At 40.8% G+C, this 19791-nt stretch carries 13 protein-coding genes; 4 read left to right on the forward strand and 9 right to left on the reverse strand.

From position 1 onward, the window contains the following. Positions 1-68 precede the first annotated feature (68 nt). Together J4526_05560 and J4526_05565 are read right to left on the reverse strand one after the other, a co-directional pair. Positions 69-1214, reverse strand: coding sequence for an ABC transporter ATP-binding protein (locus J4526_05560; protein WFO74552.1), 1146 nt, complete (start codon positions 1212-1214; stop codon positions 69-71). A gap of 199 nt (positions 1215-1413) precedes the next feature. Then, on the reverse strand, positions 1414-4866 hold the full coding sequence (locus J4526_05565) for a pullulanase (protein WFO74553.1): 3453 nt from the start codon (positions 4864-4866) through the stop codon (positions 1414-1416). A gap of 204 nt (positions 4867-5070) precedes the next feature. Here J4526_05565 and J4526_05570 point away from each other — a divergent pair, with 204 nt between their 5' ends. The 3 genes from J4526_05570 to J4526_05580 all read left to right on the forward strand — a co-directional run bounded on the left by J4526_05570 (position 5071) and on the right by J4526_05580 (position 9228). Continuing rightward, positions 5071-6636: an extracellular solute-binding protein gene (locus J4526_05570; GenBank protein ID WFO74554.1), complete on the forward strand. Its 1566-nt coding sequence runs from the start codon at positions 5071-5073 to the stop codon at positions 6634-6636. 190 nt (positions 6637-6826) lie between these two features. Beyond that, positions 6827-8338 (forward strand): ABC transporter permease subunit, encoded by a 1512-nt coding sequence (locus tag J4526_05575; protein ID WFO74555.1) that lies wholly within the window; start codon positions 6827-6829, stop codon positions 8336-8338. A 65-nt stretch (positions 8339-8403) separates the two neighbouring features. Next, the gene (locus tag J4526_05580; GenBank protein WFO76348.1) at positions 8404-9228 is read left to right on the forward strand and encodes an ABC transporter permease subunit; all 825 of its coding nucleotides are present in this window, start codon (positions 8404-8406) and stop codon (positions 9226-9228) included. Between the two features lie 33 nt (positions 9229-9261). Here J4526_05580 and J4526_05585 read toward each other — a convergent pair whose 3' ends face one another. The 6 genes from J4526_05585 to J4526_05610 form a co-directional block, all read right to left on the reverse strand. After that, positions 9262-10896 (reverse strand): glycogen/starch synthase, encoded by a 1635-nt coding sequence (locus J4526_05585; protein WFO74556.1) that lies wholly within the window; start codon positions 10894-10896, stop codon positions 9262-9264. Positions 10897-10899: 3 nt separating this feature from the next. Continuing rightward, positions 10900-12858 carry a DUF1925 domain-containing protein gene (locus J4526_05590; GenBank protein WFO74557.1) on the reverse strand — a complete coding sequence of 653 codons (1959 nt, stop codon included), beginning with the start codon at positions 12856-12858 and terminating at the stop codon, positions 10900-10902. 71 nt (positions 12859-12929) lie between these two features. Further along, entirely contained in the window at positions 12930-14078 is a 1149-nt protein-coding gene (locus tag J4526_05595) for an inositol-3-phosphate synthase (protein WFO74558.1), read from the reverse strand. Positions 14079-14297: 219 nt separating this feature from the next. Continuing rightward, on the reverse strand, positions 14298-15842 hold the full coding sequence (locus J4526_05600) for a glycoside hydrolase family 57 protein (GenBank protein ID WFO74559.1): 1545 nt from the start codon (positions 15840-15842) through the stop codon (positions 14298-14300). 17 nt (positions 15843-15859) lie between these two features. Then, entirely contained in the window at positions 15860-17305 is a 1446-nt protein-coding gene (locus J4526_05605) for a hypothetical protein (GenBank protein ID WFO74560.1), read from the reverse strand. Further along, positions 17302-17841: a MarR family transcriptional regulator gene (locus J4526_05610; GenBank protein WFO74561.1), complete on the reverse strand. Its 540-nt coding sequence runs from the start codon at positions 17839-17841 to the stop codon at positions 17302-17304. Before J4526_05610 ends, J4526_05605 begins: the two co-directional genes overlap by 4 nt. A gap of 149 nt (positions 17842-17990) precedes the next feature. Here J4526_05610 and J4526_05615 point away from each other — a divergent pair, with 149 nt between their 5' ends. Further along, positions 17991-18344 carry an N-acetyltransferase gene (locus J4526_05615; protein ID WFO74562.1) on the forward strand — a complete coding sequence of 118 codons (354 nt, stop codon included), beginning with the start codon at positions 17991-17993 and terminating at the stop codon, positions 18342-18344. A 10-nt stretch (positions 18345-18354) separates the two neighbouring features. Here J4526_05615 and J4526_05620 read toward each other — a convergent pair whose 3' ends face one another. Beyond that, complete coding sequence (locus J4526_05620; GenBank protein WFO74563.1) at positions 18355-19731, reverse strand: FAD-dependent oxidoreductase; 1377 nt, start codon at positions 19729-19731, stop codon at positions 18355-18357. Positions 19732-19791 lie beyond the last annotated feature (60 nt).

The following is a 19791-nucleotide window of genomic DNA, read 5'->3' on the forward strand; positions in this document are numbered from 1 at the left end:
AACTTTTCATTGTCCTTTGATTTAGTGTATTGGTTCTTTATATTATGTTTAATAAAAAGAAGCAATTGTTATATAATGGATTTACCTGTCTTTCCATCGAATAATATTATTCTATCCCAGTCAATATCCAAATATACTTCTTCATTCATACTAAATGATACACCAGGAGGCATCTTTACACGCAATAGGTCATCGTTAATCTTTATGGTCACTATAATTTCTGAACCAAGAGGTTCGACGACGATAACGCGAGTCTTTATTACACCCTCTCTTCCTGCGGGAGGTTCTTTTGACAAACGCATAAACTCTGGTCTTATACCCAATATTATTTCGGGCCCGTATCCTTTCTTCTTTATTTCGTTCCCTATGGTTTCAGGTATAGGTATACGGATTGCATGGTACTCGAGAACGTATTTTGTTTTCTCTTGTTTGTTAAAGAGTTTCACTGGCTCGCTTAGTTCTTTAAATACGCAATTAATTAAATTCATTGGTGGTGTTCCGATGAATGTTGCCACAAAAGTGTTTGCCGGCTTGTAGTATAGCTCGTATGGTGTGCCTACTTGTAGTATCTTACCACGATCCATGACAGCTATTCTGTCAGCCATTGACATTGCTTCAATCTGGTCATGAGTTACATAAATTGTTGTTATGCCTAACTCCTTTTGAAGCTTCTTTAGCTCAACTCTCATCATAAGTCTCAGTTTAGCATCGAGATTAGATAATGGCTCGTCTAAAAGCCATACCTTGGGTCTTCTAACTAGTGCTCTGGCTAATGCAACACGTTGTTGCTGGCCTCCAGACAATTGATTAGGATATCTATCTAGCAGATCCACTATGTTAAGCATTTTAGCTACTTCAATAACCCTCTTCTTGATATCTTCTTTTGTTAGTCCAAGCTCTTTCTTTCTTGCTATAAGAGGAAATGCTATGTTGTCAAAGACTTTTAGATGCGGGTAAAGCGCATAGTTTTGGAAAACCATTGCTACATCACGGTGTTTTGGATGAACATTATTAACGAGCTTGTCATCGATCCATATTTCTCCTTCATCAGGTACTTCGAGGCCCGCTATTAGTCTTAATGTAGTGCTTTTGCCGGAGCCAGATGGTCCTAGAAGTGCGAAGAACTCACCATCCTTTATATCAAGGTTTATATGGTCTACAGCAATGGTTTTCCCGAATCTCTTAACAACATCAACAAGTCTTACTCTAGCCAAAGATACCTCCTCCAAAGCACGCTTCTATAACCTAGAGAAACTTTAGGCTACACCGAGAAAAATACTCTTCTATAAATTCAATTAATGGAATAAGAATAATGGATAATAGTATTTTTCTGGAGCTATTTTTATGGAAAAAGTTGCAGGTATTTATGGTGAGTGTGAGGAAAAAATATGATTTAGTTTAAAATAGTATTCTTTAGCCTCTTCTTGATATTGCTAGCATTATTATTAATCCGAGTATTAGTCCGGCTGCAAATGCTCCGCCTAGGTATGCTGTGTTGGTTTCTGTGATTGTCTCGGTGGTGGTTTCTGTGGTTGTTTCTGTTGTGGTTATAGAAACTGTTGTTGTTTCTGTTGTTGTATGTGTTGTGGTTTGTGTCTCAGTTATTGTTGTTGATACCGTAGTTGTTTCTGTAGTCGTCTCTGTTATTGTTGTTGTCTCTGTTACGGTGACTGTTTCACCTGTGGGTGGAGCCATTACTTTGCTTACACCACTTACAACAGCGTAAGTTCCGGCTGAAGCGTCAAACGTGTTTAGCATCTCGTACTGGAGTTCGGCTGTTGGCGCCAGTAGGTCCATAACTCTTGGTACTACTCCTTTGAGTATTGCTTCAGCGTACTTTGTGCCTGCTCCGACAACCCAGTCACTTGCTTGTACGCCAAACGGTCTTATTCTGGCTTCGCCATAGCCGTCGTAGCTTGTTAGAACCACTACGTAAACCCAGTTTTCAATGTTGTCTATTCCTGGCAGTAGCGACTTCTTGACTTCAGCATATATTGTGTTTGCTGTTGGGTCAGCGTATACTTTGAAGTCACCATCTTGTACTACAACAGTATTGTTGGCATAATAGATTGCAGCTCTCTCACCATCTGGTACGGGGTCTGTTCCCCAGCCGGGTGCTACTAGTATCGCTACCTGCCATGCACTATCCTCGCTCACATTGATCCATAGTCCGAATGTGTCTGTTCTACCAGGCTGGTCAGGCATCGTCCTTATGTAGATGTGTATATACTGTAGACAGAATCCGTTGGGTCCGTTCCATGGGTTACCGCCAAGATCTTTCACTGTTATGGCGAATTGTAGCGTGTCTCCAAGATCTATTACCTGGAATTTCAGCATGTCGAAGACTCCGGGCTTGAATACTGGTGCTGTTGGGTAAGTATAACCTCCCGCACCATCATCGTCGCCTTCGGGGTCATCCATCTCGAATATAACATTGCCAGCTGGTCCTGTGACCAAAGCTGGTACATAAACCTTGTATACACCGTCGAACTTTGTAGCTGTCTCAACGAGTTGATGGTTGTAGAATGTTGCTATAGTCAGGTATGCTATATCGCCTGCAGTGAGACCCACATAAACCCATGGTACTTGTAGTTCTACAACATTTCCGACGGCGACATCAATCTTGTATATTTGTATGAATCCGCCGGTTCCATCAGCATAGTTGATGTAGGCTTTTCCTTCAGCGGGCTTGATCAGTACTTCAATAGCCAAGCCTATGCCTAGGTCTCTATTGCCGTATCTTGGATAAGTGTTGTATCCTGGTGTGTATGGGCTTGTGCTTCTCCTCGGGTTCGTGATGTATAGTGCTATCTCTAGGTCGGGGTCTTGTAGTAGGCTACTGTCTTTGGGTATAATAGCTAAGCTCATGCCATATCCATCAACAAGAAGGTATGCGTTGATTGTGTAGTTTAGGCCTATTGTTATGTTAAGTCCTTTTCCAGTGCTGACATCAAGTGCCCAAGTGTCTTCAAGATTGCCGTCAATGGCTGGTACGCTATCAACAGGCTTTGGTACGTCAACGTTTAGTGTGAATCTAGGTGTTGTATCTGGATAGAAGCTTGCCTTCAGGTAGTCTGGTGGCGTGAGATTGACTAGTTCGTATGCTCTCCTAAGGAATGCCTTGAATAAGGGGTCAAATGTCTGTGGCGAACCACCACCGTCTCCTCCGTACCACCACCACCAGTCGCTTGCCTCAGCTTTCAATAGGTACTCGACTGCTTGTGGAGCAATGTTGTAGGCTTCGAGAATACTGTTTACACCGAGAGCATTGAGTATATCGCTTCTTGCTTTAGCAAACCACATCCATGCGCTGTTTTCTTGTCTATCACCAATCCAGATGTTTAATTCGCCAGCCCAAGAGCCCTCGGGGATTCTTGATTCGACAGTTTTTCTTGGTAACTGATCATAGGCGTCTCCGTAGCTGTCCTGTGGTATATCGGCTATGTCCTTGCCTTGTAGGTCAAGATACTGGTATGTTCCTAGTGGGAGTTCCTTGGCTTTATCAGCATATAACTTCAAGTATTCACGTGGAGTTATTGTTTCTAATAGTCCTTGCTGCTGCATTTCACTTAGCTTACTGTATAATGCGTGTAGGAATGTGTCTCCAAACTCCTCGTAGTGTTCCCATGGGTTCTCTCCGTCAAGAGCTATTACTATAAAGTGTGTTCCATCACTTGACTGGGCTATCTGTAGTAGCCTGTTAACAAGATCTTCAGCGGCTTGTTCAGGATCCCATTTGGAGTATTCAAAGCTTATTAAGTTACTTAGTTCAGTGTCTCTGAATATTATATACAGTCTCTTGCCATTGAAGTCTATATACCATGGTCTCCCTATGTTGTCGAGACTAGTCGTATCAATGCCTGCCTTGGCTAATATTGACTCGTCGCTTATTGTCCAGTTTATACCTGCTTCAGCAAATGCTTGCAGTACATATTCGTTGATTGCTTGCTCTGCAGGCCATATTCCTGCCGGTGTATAGTTGAAGTATGTGTTGAATAGTTCTACGCTCTTGTTGACATGTAGCTTGAGGTCTTCAGTCCATCCAAAGTCTGCTATAATCGGTGCCAATGGATGGCTAAATGGTACAGGTATTATCTCTACTTGGCCTGTCTCAGTTAGGTTCTTATACAATGGTATTATCTTGCTTATTATCTCGTGGTGGGCTTCAAGAACCATTCTGAGCTCTGTAGTGTTGAACTTTGGTAAAGCCTCTGTTTTAGCACGCTCCATGAGATCGTAGAGAGTAGGATACTGTTCCCTAACTACTTCTGGGTCCATCCAGAACAAGTTGAACATTACAGCGAGGTCTATGAGTTCTTGTGGGTAGAATTTTGATGCTATACAGTGTATCATTTCTTCTTCCGGCAGCACTGAACAGATCTTGAATACGTTTTGTGCCTTATCTCTGAGTTCTGAGTACCTGGGTATCTGGTCGACTATCCTAGCCCAGTTTATATCGAAGAATCCTCCGGGTATTCTAAGCATTGACACTATTTCTTCATCCGTAAGGTTTTCACCATTAGCTATTTTCCATGATATTATTTCTCTATAATCCATCAATCCTCTCTCGTAGTCTAGAAGCTGTGTTAGCAATGAACCTGAGAACGTAAACGTTACTTTGATATCAGGATGTTTCTGGAGGATATAGCCCATTTTATAGTAGTTGCCAACGCTATGTAGTCTAACCCATGGCAGTATAAACGCTGTTTCGTTTTCATTGTAATACCAGGGTTGATGGTAATGCCATACAATCATTACATAGAGTTTATTGGTTTCCTGGCTTTTGGTAGGTAAGGCTGCCATTAATGATGATAATAGTAACACGGAGAGTACTAATAGGGCAATGAATTTATTCTTATAGATCATGTTCTCACCGGCATAGAATCTGTACCCAGCCTTCGAGAGAGGTACCACCAGATAAGTAAATTACTTGACTTCAAAAATAAGCCTTTAGCTCTGTTTATCCCCGAATCACTAAGACAACCACAGCAATTAGTTTTTGTAGATGATGTCTTATTTATGGGTTAGAAGCGAATAAATATTTTTAGTAAGAGTTTCCGGGGGTTTCGTATGGGTTCCAAGAGTATGAGTGCCGTAACAAGACTTCAAGCCATTATATTGTTTATCATTATTGCTGTTGCCGTAACGGCTGGAGTGCTATATGTTATGCAGCAAAAACCTGGGGTTCCAGAAGAGACAGGGACCCCGACAACAACCACACCTACTACTACCACGACTACGACCACAACTACAACCACCACCACTACCACGACGACAACCACAACAACGACAACGACTACGACCACAACAACGCCTCCTTCTCCTCAAAGCATAGTTGAGATGACGATAGGATCGGCAACAATAAGAGTGCCATACTGGCTTTACGACTTTGCCAACAAGTGTAAATTAGGACAACTTGACAGGAATATAACAATAGTTTTCTGGACACAAATGATGCCTTTTGAAGAAGAAGTGATAAGACAAGTTGTCGAGGAGTTTGAGAAAGAATATCCATGTATCCATGTTGAATACGAGAACATTGGTGGAGGTCTCGGTGAGTTAAAGAATAGGATTATGGCTGGAGTACAGGTTGGCGAAGTAGGAGCTGCGGCAGACATATTCACATGGGCTCATGACTGGACTGGAGAACTGGCAGAAGGAGGATACATTGTCCCTCTAGACAAGTATTTGCCGCAGGAAACTCTTGAAGACCTTAGAAACCAGTATCTAGCTCTAGCTTATAATGCAGGATACTACAACCTTAGACTATACGGCCTGCCTTGGGCCGCCGAGGCAATAGCCCTCATATACAACAAGAACATGGTGAGCGAACCACCACAGAACTTTAGTGAATTTGAGGAGATCATGAAACAATACTATAATCCTGGCGAGGGACTCTTTGGTCTAGCCATGGAGGTTAATGCTTATACTATATATCCATGGGTTACAGCATTTGGTGGATACTATTATGATGAAGCAACAGATACCATAGGAGTCAATAGTACTGGAACAAAAGAAGGTATCAAGTTCTTCTTACAACACGTACTCCCATACATGGATACAACAGACCTAGGACATGAGAGACAACTCCTATTGTTCCAGCAAGGCAGAACACCGTTTCTTATAACAGGTCCATGGGATATACCAGGTATAAACGAGAGCTTAGGTGGAAACTTCAGTGTAGCACCGTTACCAAAGATTGGCGATAAAGTACCTAAGCCATTTGTTGGAATAAAAATGCTATGGCTATCAAGTCTTGTTGAAGCCGATTCACCAGATAAGCCGTATAGAATAAATGCATCATTACTATTTGTACTATGGTTTACATTGAACGACGATACCCTGAAATTCCTTGTAGAAAAAGCAGGATTTATACCAGTGAAATTAAGTGTGCTAGACTACGTTAATCAAAACAAAGATAAGTTCCCCATAGTATTCGGTTTCGCACAATCAGTAGCACAAGGTGTGCTAATGCCAAAGTCTCCTAAGATGTCCAAGGCATGGTACATTGGTACATGCTTGAACTCAATACTACAGACATACCAGACTGAAGGACTCGAGGCAGCATTAGCAGCAGTCGATAGTACACTAGACCAGTGTTATGCAGAGATAATGCAGTCAATGTCGGGTGAATAATGAGATCGAGAACGTTTTACATTATCCACAAACTTTTTTCACTTTAACAACCCATTATTTGGACATAAGCATAATCTAAGATAATGCCGGCAAAGCCTGTTTTCTATGATAATGTTTTTAATTAATCGTGTCCCCTCTTCTATACGAGGGTGGCCGCGTCCTTTATTCTTCGTGGACGAGGTCTATTATCATGAGCGGTGAGGGTACTTTCAAGAAAAGCGTAGGAAAGATAAAGAGTACTCTCCGTCTTTATCCAGTAAAAGTAGCTCTAGTACTAGTTTTGCCCAGTCTAGTGCTTTACCTGTTCTTCATGATATGGCCTATAATGTTCTCTGTATATCTCGCATTTACTGATGCCAACAACTACAACATAGCGCCCAGTCCTACAAAGCTTCAATCACTCTACGAGCTTCGAGAAAACATCACATCTAAACTTGATGAAAATAAAGAACTCATACAAAACTATGCACGCGAAGCAAAAACGCTGATTGAATCTATACAAAGCGATCTTAGCGCTCTTCGTGAATACCTCATTGAAGTAAACGAAACAGGAGGACAAGTGGATACAACAATTATAAGACAGTATTTAGAGAGCATACAAGATAAAATGGATAAACTTGTTGTTATAGTTAAGGATGAAAACACGTTCTTCCTAAGATACAAGCCTATTGGGGAAAACGTGAGTACAGCTAACTCAGTCTTCCAGGAAAAACTTGTCGCCAAATTACAGACAATAGTATACTTCCCTCTAGGCGGAGCTGAGCTGACAAAAGAGGATATAGCAGAGATAATAAGTGGAATCGATATAATAGTTAGTTCACTGAAGAAAGCATATGATGGATTTAATGTTGTGATTACCGATTATGAATCCTTTAAGAAAGGTGTTGTGAAAGACATAGATGAAGAAATAGACAAGCTTACACTACACTTTGTTGGGACAGAAAATATCGAGAAACTATTTACAGACGCGAGATTTGTCTACTCAATATTGAAGACATTGTTGTTCGTAGCTACAAGCGTTCCATTAAAAGTAGCTGTGGGCGTTGCACTTGCATTATTCTTTTCAACACCATATGTATACGGTAGAAAGGTTATGAGGGCATTGTTGTTAACTCCATGGGCTTTGCCGGTACTATTATCAGTAACGACCTGGAGAATGTTGTTCCTACCACGTGAGGGAGTTATGGCCAAACTCTTCTCAAGCATCACAGGAACAAGTTTCGAGATATTCACCAACGAATGGCATGCATTCATTGTATACAATATTGTTGAAATGTGGCTTGCATACCCATTCATAATGACTGTTGTTATGGGTGCTATAGCAGGGATCCCCAAAGAGATCATAGAAGCATCATATATTGACGGCGCTGGTCCCTGGCTGAGATTCCGAAAGATAATACTACCAGAAGTAGCTAGCTCAATAATGTTTGTAACAATACTCACTACTGGTGCAAGCCTGCAAGCATTTATGGTTCCTCTACTGATTAACGGAGGAGGTCCAACGGGTACAATTAATATATTCGGGCTCCCGCCGAAGATAGGTAATCTGAACGAAATGCTTATCCTCTTTGGCTATAACAGGGCGTATATTGATCGTGAATATGGTTATGCTGCTGCAGCCTACTTGATAGCGGTTCTATTCCTAATGGTCTATGTCATGATATGGTTTAAGTACATTAAACCCAAGGGTGAGGAACGATGACAAAAATTACGCAAGCCACATCGGTCATTAGACATGGTATAGGCTTTTTACTTACAACAATAGGTATGAGGATAATATTGACTGTACTCGGCATGCTAATAGTTTTCGCACTTCTCTATCCAGTAATATTCGTTGTATTGACGTCATTGATTAAAGGACAGGTTATTGTGACGAGTTTTGAAGACATAGAGAGATTCGGTTTATCCTTAGAACACTATTATAGTGCGATCTCGGAAGAGGGATTTGTTAGGGCATTCACGACAAGTATGTTAGTGGCGTTCATGAATATACTAATATCAGTCCTGGCAATAACGCCTGCAGCATACGCTTTCTCGAGATTCAAATTCTGGGGTAAAGACACGTTACTATACACATACCTTATTCTAAGCCAGATTGGTGGAGGATTCGGTATTGCAGCAGTAATAGCACTCTACGTATTCTTCTTAAAGCTACAAGTAATGGGCTTGCCTATGCTAGGAAACCCATTTGTACTACCTCTAGTCTACACGGCTGGCGCAGTACCATTCCAGACATGGTTGATAAAGAACTACTTCGATTCAATACCACGTGATCTCGATGAAGCAGCATTTATTGATGGAGCAAGCTGGAGCATGATAGTATTCAAAGTAATACTACCCACTTCAAGACCAGCGATGATAGTGATAGCGTTATTTGCGTTCATGGGGGCGTGGGGAGACTTCATTATAGCGAGTTTCCTCAGGGTAAGAACACTTGGAGCCTTCATCTACGAGACTGCAGCCGGACAGACAATATACTGGGCAGATTTTGCTGCTAGAACAATAATCTATGCAATACCCATAATCATACTATATGCTGTAGCTCAGAAGTACATTGGAGAAGCGATGGCTAGAGGAGCAGTGAAGAGATAAAGTATTGAAGCAAAAGAGGCTACGTTAGAAATGTTACATTAAAGCTTTTTCGTAAGCTTTCTCTGCTATTCTTGCTGCAGCATCCCATGAAAACTCTCTTGCTCTCCTAATACATGACTCTCTTATCTTCCATGGAGCCTCGGGGTTCTTTAAGAGTAGACTAGATAGTTCCTCGTCGTCAATTCTCTCAATAAGTCTTTTCCATTCGGGAGACCATGGCTTAATGTAGCCTGCCTCCATGAACAACAACATATTAGATAAAGCCTTAGCTAGCTCTGTTGGGTTACCGGGGCTTACAAGTATACCTGTACCAAGAACACCATGCTCTCTTATATCAAGTACTGTCTCTGATAATCCACCAGTTCTACTTGCTACAACTGGTGTGCCGGACGCCATAGCCTCTAGAGCCATTATACCAAATGGCTCGAACAAACTGGGTGCCGCCATTACATCAGCTGCTATGTGCGCCGTAACAAAAAGCTTCTTTGCAATACCGAAAACAGGCCTAATATTGTCTCTATAAATTCTAGCATAGTCAATTATCGTCTTCATTAGATCGATATGACCGCCTACGGGCAATGGGAATAAGAGTATTCGTGCTTCGGGAACTCTAAATAATAGTGTATCCAAGGCCTTAATGAAGATACTCCATCCTTTCTGCTCTGTGAGTCTACCAGTCATTATAACTAGTGGACCCGTTTTAGTGAATGGATGGAGACGACCTCTCCCCATGAAGGGGTATTTGTCAACACTCTTTACTATAGTTTCAGCGTCTTTATTCGAAATTATTGGTTCATTTGTATCGAATACCTCGTTGAGTCTAGTCAGTAGAGTGTCGCGTATTGTTTTCCTATCTTTCAATGGATCGCCGGAAAGTTTGTTGGAGAACAAGGGGTTACTAGTGATGTTTTCTTTATAGATTTTCTCAAGACTCCAGTCAGTACCATTATATATGACTGTAGCTTTATCCTTGAGTTCCCACCCGACATAGGATAAGACGTCGACGAGATAATGCTTGCTAACAGTTGCAATTACATCTGCAAGAATACAGCCCAAACGCTCGAGATCATTATGAGCGAGATCAATTATTTCCTTTATGCTAAGCATTTTCTGTGTGCTATTAATTTTTATTGGTATCTGTACATCCAGTGAAATTCCTAGACTCTGTGGATCTAGACCAGTGATCCTTTTGTGGGATAGGAGGTGTATTTGGTATAGAAACCTGGTTTTATTTCCTAGGATGGTCTTGAGGATAAGTAGTGATGGAATTGTATGCCAGTCGTTACAATGAATGATATCTGGTACATTGTTTGTTTTCAAAGCATGTATTGCATATAGAGAAACAGCTTTGGCGTAGTCTCTTATCTTTTCATACAAGATATCCTGGTCATAGACCTTCTTGTTATCTAGGATATTACTTGACAATAGGATATGTGGAGGAGTAATATCATCAACTCTATATGCTTTATAGTCTTCTTTCTCAAAAACAAGTGATAGTTTGTGTTTACTGGTAAAAGCATTATTGAGTATAACACCGTGGCTAGGCATTATAATTTCTACATCGTGACCCTTCTTTACAAGAGCTTCTCCGAGACTTGGTGGTACCTCGCCTAAACCACCTATTTTGACTATCCTCTTTGATTCAAATGTTAGCATCCATATTTTCATGAACTAGTTCACCGTACTACTATTAGTTTTCATGAATACTAGTCTTATTGTTTGTCTAAATTCGTCTCCTGGAGACAACATAATCCTGTATACAGGCATTATGCCCAGGCCTTCGAAATTCTCTTGGATTCCCTTCTCTGTTCTAGAAGGCATGTTTATTGGTGAAACCCAGAACTCCGTCTTACTGCTTGTCTCGAGTACAACGTCACGCATTACAGGTGATTTGAGGATTAACGTGTTTGTCTCGCCTATCCATTTATCGTTAATAGGTTTGTCGACCCCATTGACGGTATAACCGACAAAACCTACTTCCTTCTTAAGACGGGGTAGTTTTGGTGCTAACGTGAATTCTATTCCAAGTCTTGCATCAATGTATGCCTTGCCTTGATTCTCAATCTTGTAAGATATAATGATACCTGGCTCACTTGGATCGAATTTTATTCTCTTCTCGACAAACACTTCTACGGGCTGAGCTCCTTCTGGATAGTAATGACCTAGAGTTCTCAGTATAAGCGTGTTGTCTTCAAGAATAGGCTTGTACTCTGCAAGGGCTAGATCGCTTTTATCAATAAATGGTGTATTATTGATCCAGTCATCAATTGTTGCATAGGGTGCCCATAAATGTTCTCTAAGACTGACTCTACGGTACCAATCAGCTCTAAACCCGGTTCCATCTAGGTAGGGTTCTTGGTATCTTGTCATTGTGTTCAGTAGATTGTGTTCAAAACCATGTTCTTTATAGTCGAGCTCGAATAGTGTTCCTCCATCGCTTGGTTTGAAATAAGCGTTTATTAAAGGTGTTTCCACAAGGATCTCTGGCTTCCCATCGTAATCGAAGTCCGTTCTTGTTATAATGACTTTTGATTCGCCATAGTATTCCATAGCTTCTTCAGCATGTACTTCAGCTTTTATCAAGTTTTCATAAAGGGCTTGTCTAAGTGGTGTTAAGTATATTCCTCCGAAAAGACCGTGCCAGAAAGCATCATTACATTGTCCTAGGTGGTATAGTCTCCATATGTCTTCGCTTGTGACATTGGCTTGCTTTAGCTTCATACGTACTCGAAGCATTTTCTTATGGAGATTATTGCTCTCCCTGTATTTGATTAGAAAGTTCCTGAAGAATCCTCCACTCCACTCAAGCATTTTGTCATAGCTGCCTGAAGGTAGGTAGATTAGTCCTTTAACACCGTATTTCTCGAGATAAGTTGATGGATGTATTGTTTCTATTTCGTGTCTTAGCCTACGTAGTTTACTAAAGAACCCTATGAGCCATTCCCTAGCCCATTTAGGATCATGCCACTCACCGAATTTTTCTGCATCACTACCCCATAGCATGTACCTATCTCCTTTTTCATCGGCTCTACTGAGCATGTAGTTGAAAACTTCTTCATGGCTTCTCCATGGGAGAATGTACCTCAATTGAGTATCTATGAATAATATTTTTAGTGGGTGTCCTCCATCTTCTGTGATCCATGCATATAAGGAATCATTGCCTCCCCTACCGCCTCTATATAGGGTGCTATCATCTACAACAACGTATTCTATACCGTTACGTGCTAAAGGCTCTGGTAGACCGGGCTCCCAAACACGCTCTGGTAGCCACATGCCCTTGGGTTTGAACCCAAAGATCCTGTTGAACACCTTAATGTATTCCTTAACCTGGTAGTACCTATCCTCAGGCGGTAGCAGGGGTAGTATTGCTTCACCAATACTTCCTGCTAAAAGCTCTATGGTTCCGTGTTCGGCAAGCTTAGCTATACCATCAATCCATTCAGGGTATCTCTCATTCATTTCAAGAAGTAAAGGTCCACTGATATGGACGGCGATTTTTATGTCAGTGAACATCTTGAAGATATCTAACAGCAACTTGTAGGAGTTGTTATAGATCTTCTCTAGAATCCACTCAAGTTGCCCTGTTGGTTGATGGAAGTGTATAATAAATATGAAGTTTATCTTGGGCAATAGATGCACCCTAAACAAAAAAGCGTTGTTTAAAAAATAAAAACAGTTCGATTTACGCCAGGCAGATAGGATTACTTGCTTATTCCGAGCCAATCTAGTAGTTTGTAGTAGGCAACTATCTTTGCTATAGCCTTGGCGTTGTATGGACCTGGGTTCTTCATGTAGAATGCGTTTACCTCGTATACTGTGCCTTTAACGCCTCTGTCCACAGCGATCTTGCCTAGTCTTGCAAGGTCTACTAGTAGTCCTGCTAGAGCTGGGCTGTCGTTTATTCTCGCGTTAATGTATAGTTCGTCTTTGAGATTGTTGAATGTTAGGTATTCTAGGTGCATTGCAACGTATTTCTTGTCTCCAATGGGCTCTAGGTAGCCTGTTGGCTTAATGTAGTGTGGTGCATCATAGCCTAGTATGTCTTCAACTATGGTGCTCTTCGTTGTTTCCTTCATTACGTTTCTCTCTGGTATATCTAGGGCAAGGAAGTCTGTATTGCCTCCAATGTTGAACTGTACGACATATTGTACAATTCTGTTCCTTTCTGCCATGTGCTCAAGTAAGTCAGCTGTTAATGGGGTTGCACCAGTGGCACCATCGTCTCCAAACACTACTGCACCATACTTCTCATAGAGTTCAATGAATGCTCTATCGTTAGCTATTGGTACTGGTATAGCGTTGACGAAAGCTGCTCTCTTATGCTCTCTAGAATATAGTGCTACGGCATAGGCGTATGCTTGTGTAGCACTGAGCCCTCCCTTGTCTCTGTGAATAGTGTACTCTAGCATTGATAGTTCGTTAAATGGTTTGGCGGGTTCTGTTGTAATGACATTAATAACCACGTCGACATCAAGGGATTTCCATTCGTCGACAAGCTTCATAATGGCTTCGTGTACGCTCATTCTATCATCGAGACCGCGTGGCTTGAATGGTAGTCCTCTTAGGCTTCCAAGGTGGATACCTTCACGTACCTCTATGTCCTTAAGTGTCTCAGGGATAGGTAGTATATCACCAACAAGTTTTTTAGCAACCTCATAGATACTCTTACCAACCTTATCAGCATCAACATCATATGCAGCAACAATTTCTATATCCTCAGGCTTGTAAGGCAAATTATATTTCGCTAGAGGGACACCAAAAGGCTTTATCTCTCCAGTCTTCAGCCTCTCAACACCTACAGCAAAATGCGAGGCGACCATACCCTGACCTAAAATAACTACTCTAATCACTCCCACATCACCTCCTGAGCTTTTAAATAAGATTATATATCTATATAGAGAGATACTTTTTCCAAAGCCTTGGAAAAATTGCCACTCTCTAAAATGCTAGTGATCACTTATAAATATTACTCATCATTAATAGAAAACATGTATAGATACAGAATCCTTTTTCCTATATGTTGTTAAAAATACTTCATAATACATTGTATCAATAGATCCCTATTGGGTTTATAATTCAAAATATCTTCTTAATATACTGAGTAATTTATTTCTCTTTTCTTCAGCAGGCAATCTCTCCCTAGCGATCTCATCGATTTCTTTAGCAAGATCATCTAGTGCAAATATATTTCTCAGCCAATTTTGTATATCGCCTCTATGTAAATGATATAATACTGACTCCAGTGGTATATGCTCGAGTTTCTCTATAAACTCCTTTATGCTATTGGCTTTAACCCATAGATATTCTCCTTCTCTCCTATGGAAATGAAATGCTTTATCGTCTGGTAGAATTATTCTAAGCGCGATTTTCTTGGGGTTCTTTCTCAGCTCTTCCGCTATCTTCATTGTCAGTATGGAGAGAGCTTGTACAAGTATGGCATAGGCGTCTGGCGCGTTCTTGTATGGGCTGAAGTAGCTATGTACCTGCTCTATTGACCCGAATTTTGTTGCGATGTAATAGTAGTGGTCACTTATAGTCATGAGCTTCCAAAGTCTAGTTAACTCTGGTTTATTGATGGCTTTTATATAGGGTCTTAAATCAATCAACATCTTGAATGCATTACGTTGCATGTGGTTACCAAGCCAAGCGGATATATCCCTCTCATCGGCCCAGCTAATGGTACTCCATGGGGGCACGTCTATTACATCGCGTACGGGGTGCTTGAATGCTGCTTCGCTGGGTGTTGAAGTATAGAGGTTCATCCATTTGAGTATCTCTCCTGGCAACCACTTCAAGAACTCGTATATACCCGTCTCAGGCCAATGGTGCTCGCCAAATGTCTCATAGTCTATTGCAATGAAGATCACGTCTCCAGGTGTAGCGGCTAGCCACGATGCGTACTTGTCCGCTGTAAGAGGGTATTGGTCCCAGTTTCTATCACTAAACCTATATCCTATGTCATCGCTGAGTCTATAGTTTCGTGTTAGAACCCTGATATCGCTGCCATAGGCTTTGTACACGTAATTCGGTGATCTCCACCCTAGAACCCAGTCAACACCCTCTGTAAGCATAACTTTATAGCCAAGACTATGGAAGAACCCGGCTATGTCGTTATTGTACATGAACTCTGTGTTCTCGATAGAAACAGGCTCTACACCAAATAGTTCTTTCACCAATTTCCTATGCTCCAAAACTTGTTCTCTAAGCTCATCGAAATCAGGTGGAATAAAAGCTGCTAGGCTATGATAGTAGGTTTGCTCAATAATCTCAACCATGCCTGTGTCTACGGCTTCCTTGAATAAATCAATTACACGTGGAGCCCATCTAGACGCCTGCTCGATAAATACACCACTAATACTATAACTCACTTTGAAAGGCTTGTATGAATTCTTGTACTTCTTTATGTTCTCTATGATAATACTTGTCGCAGGTATATAGCATCGTGCACTAGCTCTCTCCATAACAAGCTTATTCAACCCATTATCAAGTATAGCTTCTTCTAGATCCCTGTAGCTTAGATTACCACGTAAACCTTTCTCTAAGAGTTTCTCATAGGCTCTTCTATCAAGTCTATACGGCTGATGCACTTCAAACATGAATACTACATCAGGCATAAGTACACCTCAACATCTTATTCCTTGCCAGGCATGTAAGATAAAGACTTGGGTTTTCTTGTCAAAAACACGTAGATTTCATGTAAGCCAGTTATTGGGACAGGTATGAGGTCTCTACCATAGGATGTCTCATAGTATACTTCATAGAATCCTCGTTCTATAATCCATGGTAGAGTATAATGGTTGAATAATCTCAATAGTTCCACGGGATTCTTCCCAGTAATAACAGGTGACATGCGGGCTACGCCCGCAACATAACTTGCAGTCAAGGCTCTTAAATGAACGTTACGCCATGGTAAAGTCGGGTCATTGGAGCCACTAACTAGTCTACGGCCGAGCTCATCTATAGATAGCCCTAGATAATCCTTCAATGCAAAGAACGCTAGATACTGAAAACTCCTAGCCATCGATGCAATGTCTCTAAAGACGGGTAGTTTCAACAATCGCTCGTCAGGTTTCCTCCCAGGCTCTCCCTCGAAATCTGTGAGTATGAATCCTCTCTCTTTATTGTAGATGAATTGAGCTAAATGTAAATCATTATGTATCCTCAGTTTATTCAAACCAGTCTGCTTACTAAACCCTTCTACAGCTATTTCAGCTAGCCTCGGAGCTATCTTATCGAATACTTCTAGCCAGAACTCCAGGTACTTGAATTGCTGAATGCTAGTTAGTTCCTCAAGGTTTTTGACAGCAGTTTTATACATTCCATAGAGTATTCTTTCCCATTTCTTTACATCTTCTTCAACTATTTTTTCAGGAGAAAAGAACGGATCATTGCTTTCTGCAATAACGCAATGGAGATCAGCTATTTCAGTGCCAAGAAGGCTTGCAAGACCTATTTTCATACCCTTGCTTCTACCCTTAAGCATGCTGAGTAAAGCATCGTAGAAAGGCTTGCCTCCATCACCAACCCCGTCAATATACTCCATTGCAAGAGATACCGGGTTGCCTTCCCATATATACATTGCATAAAGACTCGGTGCATACTTGTATCCTTTTCTTGTCAACAAGTCTAGGAAAAGAGGCTCTGGATTTTCTTTAGAAAGTCTTCTATAGCTTTTTACAACAATTTTGTTAAGTCCTTCATGGAGGGAGACAATGTTTGTTGTCTCGAAAGTCAAGGGCTTAACTGTTTTTATTGTTGAGGTAAACTCTCCTGTACCATAGTATCGTTTCTCGATATGATCACTTTTATCTAGTACTCTAAGATACTTTGGCGAAAACTCTGCCTCATAAAATATAGTATTGTCTATATGGATTATTCTTTCACTTGGGAGAAACTCTGGTGGTTCACCACTAGATAATGGAAGATAGAATTTCTCGCCTCTATAATCAATTATGATGAAGACTAAATCATCTTCACTCCATTCTCTATGAATCTTGATACCTTCTGCCGTGGGATAAGGCCACCATCTTATTCTTGGCAGCCACGCCTCCAGTTTATCTAATGGTATTGATGTCAAATTTTCTCGGACACCTGGAGACCCTTTATACTATCAATGATCTTTAGTCTCTCCTCTATAATTTTCATAAGCTTATCTTTGTCAATACTATTCCTAGCTTCATCAATCTTATTTGCAAGCTCTATATCACCTATTGCTTCACGGATCCATTTCGATAAATAGCCTGCTTTAACATGATGTTCAAGGATCTTCCATTCTATCACATCATACTTTAATAGTGCATAGAGTTGCTTCAAGTTCTTTATTGATAATGGTACTGGTTGTGATGTAGAGGGATCTGTAAAGAAGTATGGCGATAGGTCCTTATGGCTCTTTAGATGAGACAACACGCTTTTCTGCAGGAGCTCGCCTGTTTCCGTTAGTGAAAACCTCCCTTCAAAAACCTCAGTTACATAACCCAGTTTCACGAGCTCTTTCAAATACCTCTTTGCTGTCGAAGGTAGGACACCAAGTTTCTCTGCTATTTCATCAATACTACACGATTCTCCTGGAGCTAGTGCAAATAATGCTCTATAGAATGAATGGCGCAAACCCATGAGTATTACCTCCGCTAAGTGAGACTAGTGGTTCTTGATTAAAATTTAAGCTTTTTATTATCAAGTATATACGCGTAGATACAATATATGGACTGAATACAACTACTATATTAACCATGACATTCCTAGATCAAAATAGGGTTTTAGATATGGAACGGAATGATAGTATTGAAATAAAACATACAAGCACTGTCATATGGGCTCGTTTACCCGATAACACAAAGGCGTATATAAAGTATGAGATTAGAGAAAACAGGATGCTAATACTTGAAACATATACACCACCACAACATAGAGGTAAGGGTATAGCTAAGAAGCTCATGGAGTATGCTGTTAAGCTAGCTGAAGAAAAGAACCTGTACATAGAACCAATATGTAGTTATTCAATATATTATTTCACGAAAAACCCTGATAAGAAGTATATTTTGGCGCCTGAATATCGTGACGTCGATTTAGAGCAGTTATGGCGGAGTAAAATCGAAGAGGAAGGTAGGAAAAAATAATCTAAATCAATTATTTCTTCAACACAATGTGTACAGGGTCTCCCAACAGGTATTCAGCGAATTCCCTTACCGCCTCGGATAATGTCAAGTGTGGATATGGGATTTCAACGATCTCTCCTAGACTCATTTTATCTAGGTATAATGGTAGGAATTGTGCTATAGCTTCGGTTGCATTAGGAGCGACGACGTGTACTCCTAGCACTTCATTATTCTTTCCGAGAAGTATCTTTACGAAACTTAGTTCGCCATCTTTTATCCTTATTCCTGAAAGAAATGCTAATGGGAGTTTTACTTTCTTGTACTCTATGCCCTTTTCCTTTAGTTCGTCTTCAGTATAGCCTATGGACCCTATTTCTAGTCCCGTGAATACAGCAACAGGAATATTGTGTGGCTCTATTTTCTCTAATGGTTTTCCTGTATGGATTGTTTCTGCAACTCTAATACTTTCCACGAGAGCTTTATGAGCTAGTAATGGTCCACCGATTACATCTCCTGCAGCATATATACGTGGATTACTTGTTCTATACCCTTCACGTGTTATTATGAATCCTTTGTTATCAGTTTCTACTCCAGCATTCTCTACTCCAGCGTCTCTGGATCTAGGGATCCTGCCGATACTAACTAGGACCTTCTCTATCTGTATGGTTTCACCATTTGATAATCGTGCTTCAACGAGCCCTTCAGGTCTTATGTTTATGGATTCTACAACAGTTTTCTTATAGATCTTTACCCCCTTCATTCTAAGGAAACGCTCTATAGTCCTTGCAGCATCGATATCTATTCCCGGAAGGAGGCGAGGCAGGAGTTCTACAATATATGTTTCAACGCCGAGGCTCGACAACATATAGCCTATTTCGCAACCTATAACACCACCGCCTACAATAAGTATACTTGAGGGTATGTCCTCGAGCTCGAAGAAATCCCTATTCGAAATAACATGCTCGCCATCGAAAGGTATGTTTGGTAACGGACGTGGATCAGTACCAGTAGCTATTATCACGTTTCTTGCTTTTACTACCTCACCGTTACCGAGCTTTACTGTTCCTTCATTATCCGCAAGTGTGCCATGAGTATTATAGAGTTTGATGCCATGTTTCTCGATAAGGTACTCTAAACCCTCTCTAGTTGATGAAACAATCTGTTTAACTGACTCCATGATCTTTTTTGTATCAATACTTATTTCCTTAGAGACTTTTTTTAGAGAATCAAAAGCATGTGCAAACTTATATATTGTTTTAGATGGCACACAACCATAATTAGTACATTCGCCGCCAAGAAATCTTTCTTCAACAATAGCGACTTTATACCCTTTACGTGCAAGTTTTATGGCTGCAGGATACCCGCCAAGACCTCCTCCTAGAACAACTAGGTCATAGGATTCAGTCAAGATAGAATCACCTGAGATGGCAGCTATACAGTCTTAATTATTCATTCCGCGAGATAATAA

Source organism: Desulfurococcaceae archaeon MEX13E-LK6-19, from assembly GCA_029637525.1.
In the GTDB taxonomy this organism is placed as follows: domain Archaea; phylum Thermoproteota; class Thermoprotei_A; order Sulfolobales; family Desulfurococcaceae; genus MEX13ELK6-19.

Excerpts from the sequence above, each read along its gene's own strand:
- J4526_05565 (WFO74553.1), bottom strand. The coding sequence starts at position 4,866 with ATGATCTATAAGAATAAATTCATTGCCCTATTAGTACTCTCCGTGTTA.
- J4526_05570 (WFO74554.1), top strand. The coding sequence starts at position 5,071 with ATGGGTTCCAAGAGTATGAGTGCCGTAACAAGACTTCAAGCCATTATA.
- J4526_05575 (WFO74555.1), top strand. The coding sequence starts at position 6,827 with ATGAGCGGTGAGGGTACTTTCAAGAAAAGCGTAGGAAAGATAAAGAGT.
- J4526_05580 (WFO76348.1), top strand. The coding sequence starts at position 8,404 with ATGAGGATAATATTGACTGTACTCGGCATGCTAATAGTTTTCGCACTT.
- J4526_05585 (WFO74556.1), bottom strand. The coding sequence starts at position 10,896 with ATGAAAATATGGATGCTAACATTTGAATCAAAGAGGATAGTCAAAATA.
- J4526_05600 (WFO74559.1), bottom strand. The coding sequence starts at position 15,842 with ATGCCTGATGTAGTATTCATGTTTGAAGTGCATCAGCCGTATAGACTT.
- J4526_05610 (WFO74561.1), bottom strand. The coding sequence starts at position 17,841 with ATGGGTTTGCGCCATTCATTCTATAGAGCATTATTTGCACTAGCTCCA.
- J4526_05615 (WFO74562.1), top strand. The coding sequence starts at position 17,991 with ATGGAACGGAATGATAGTATTGAAATAAAACATACAAGCACTGTCATA.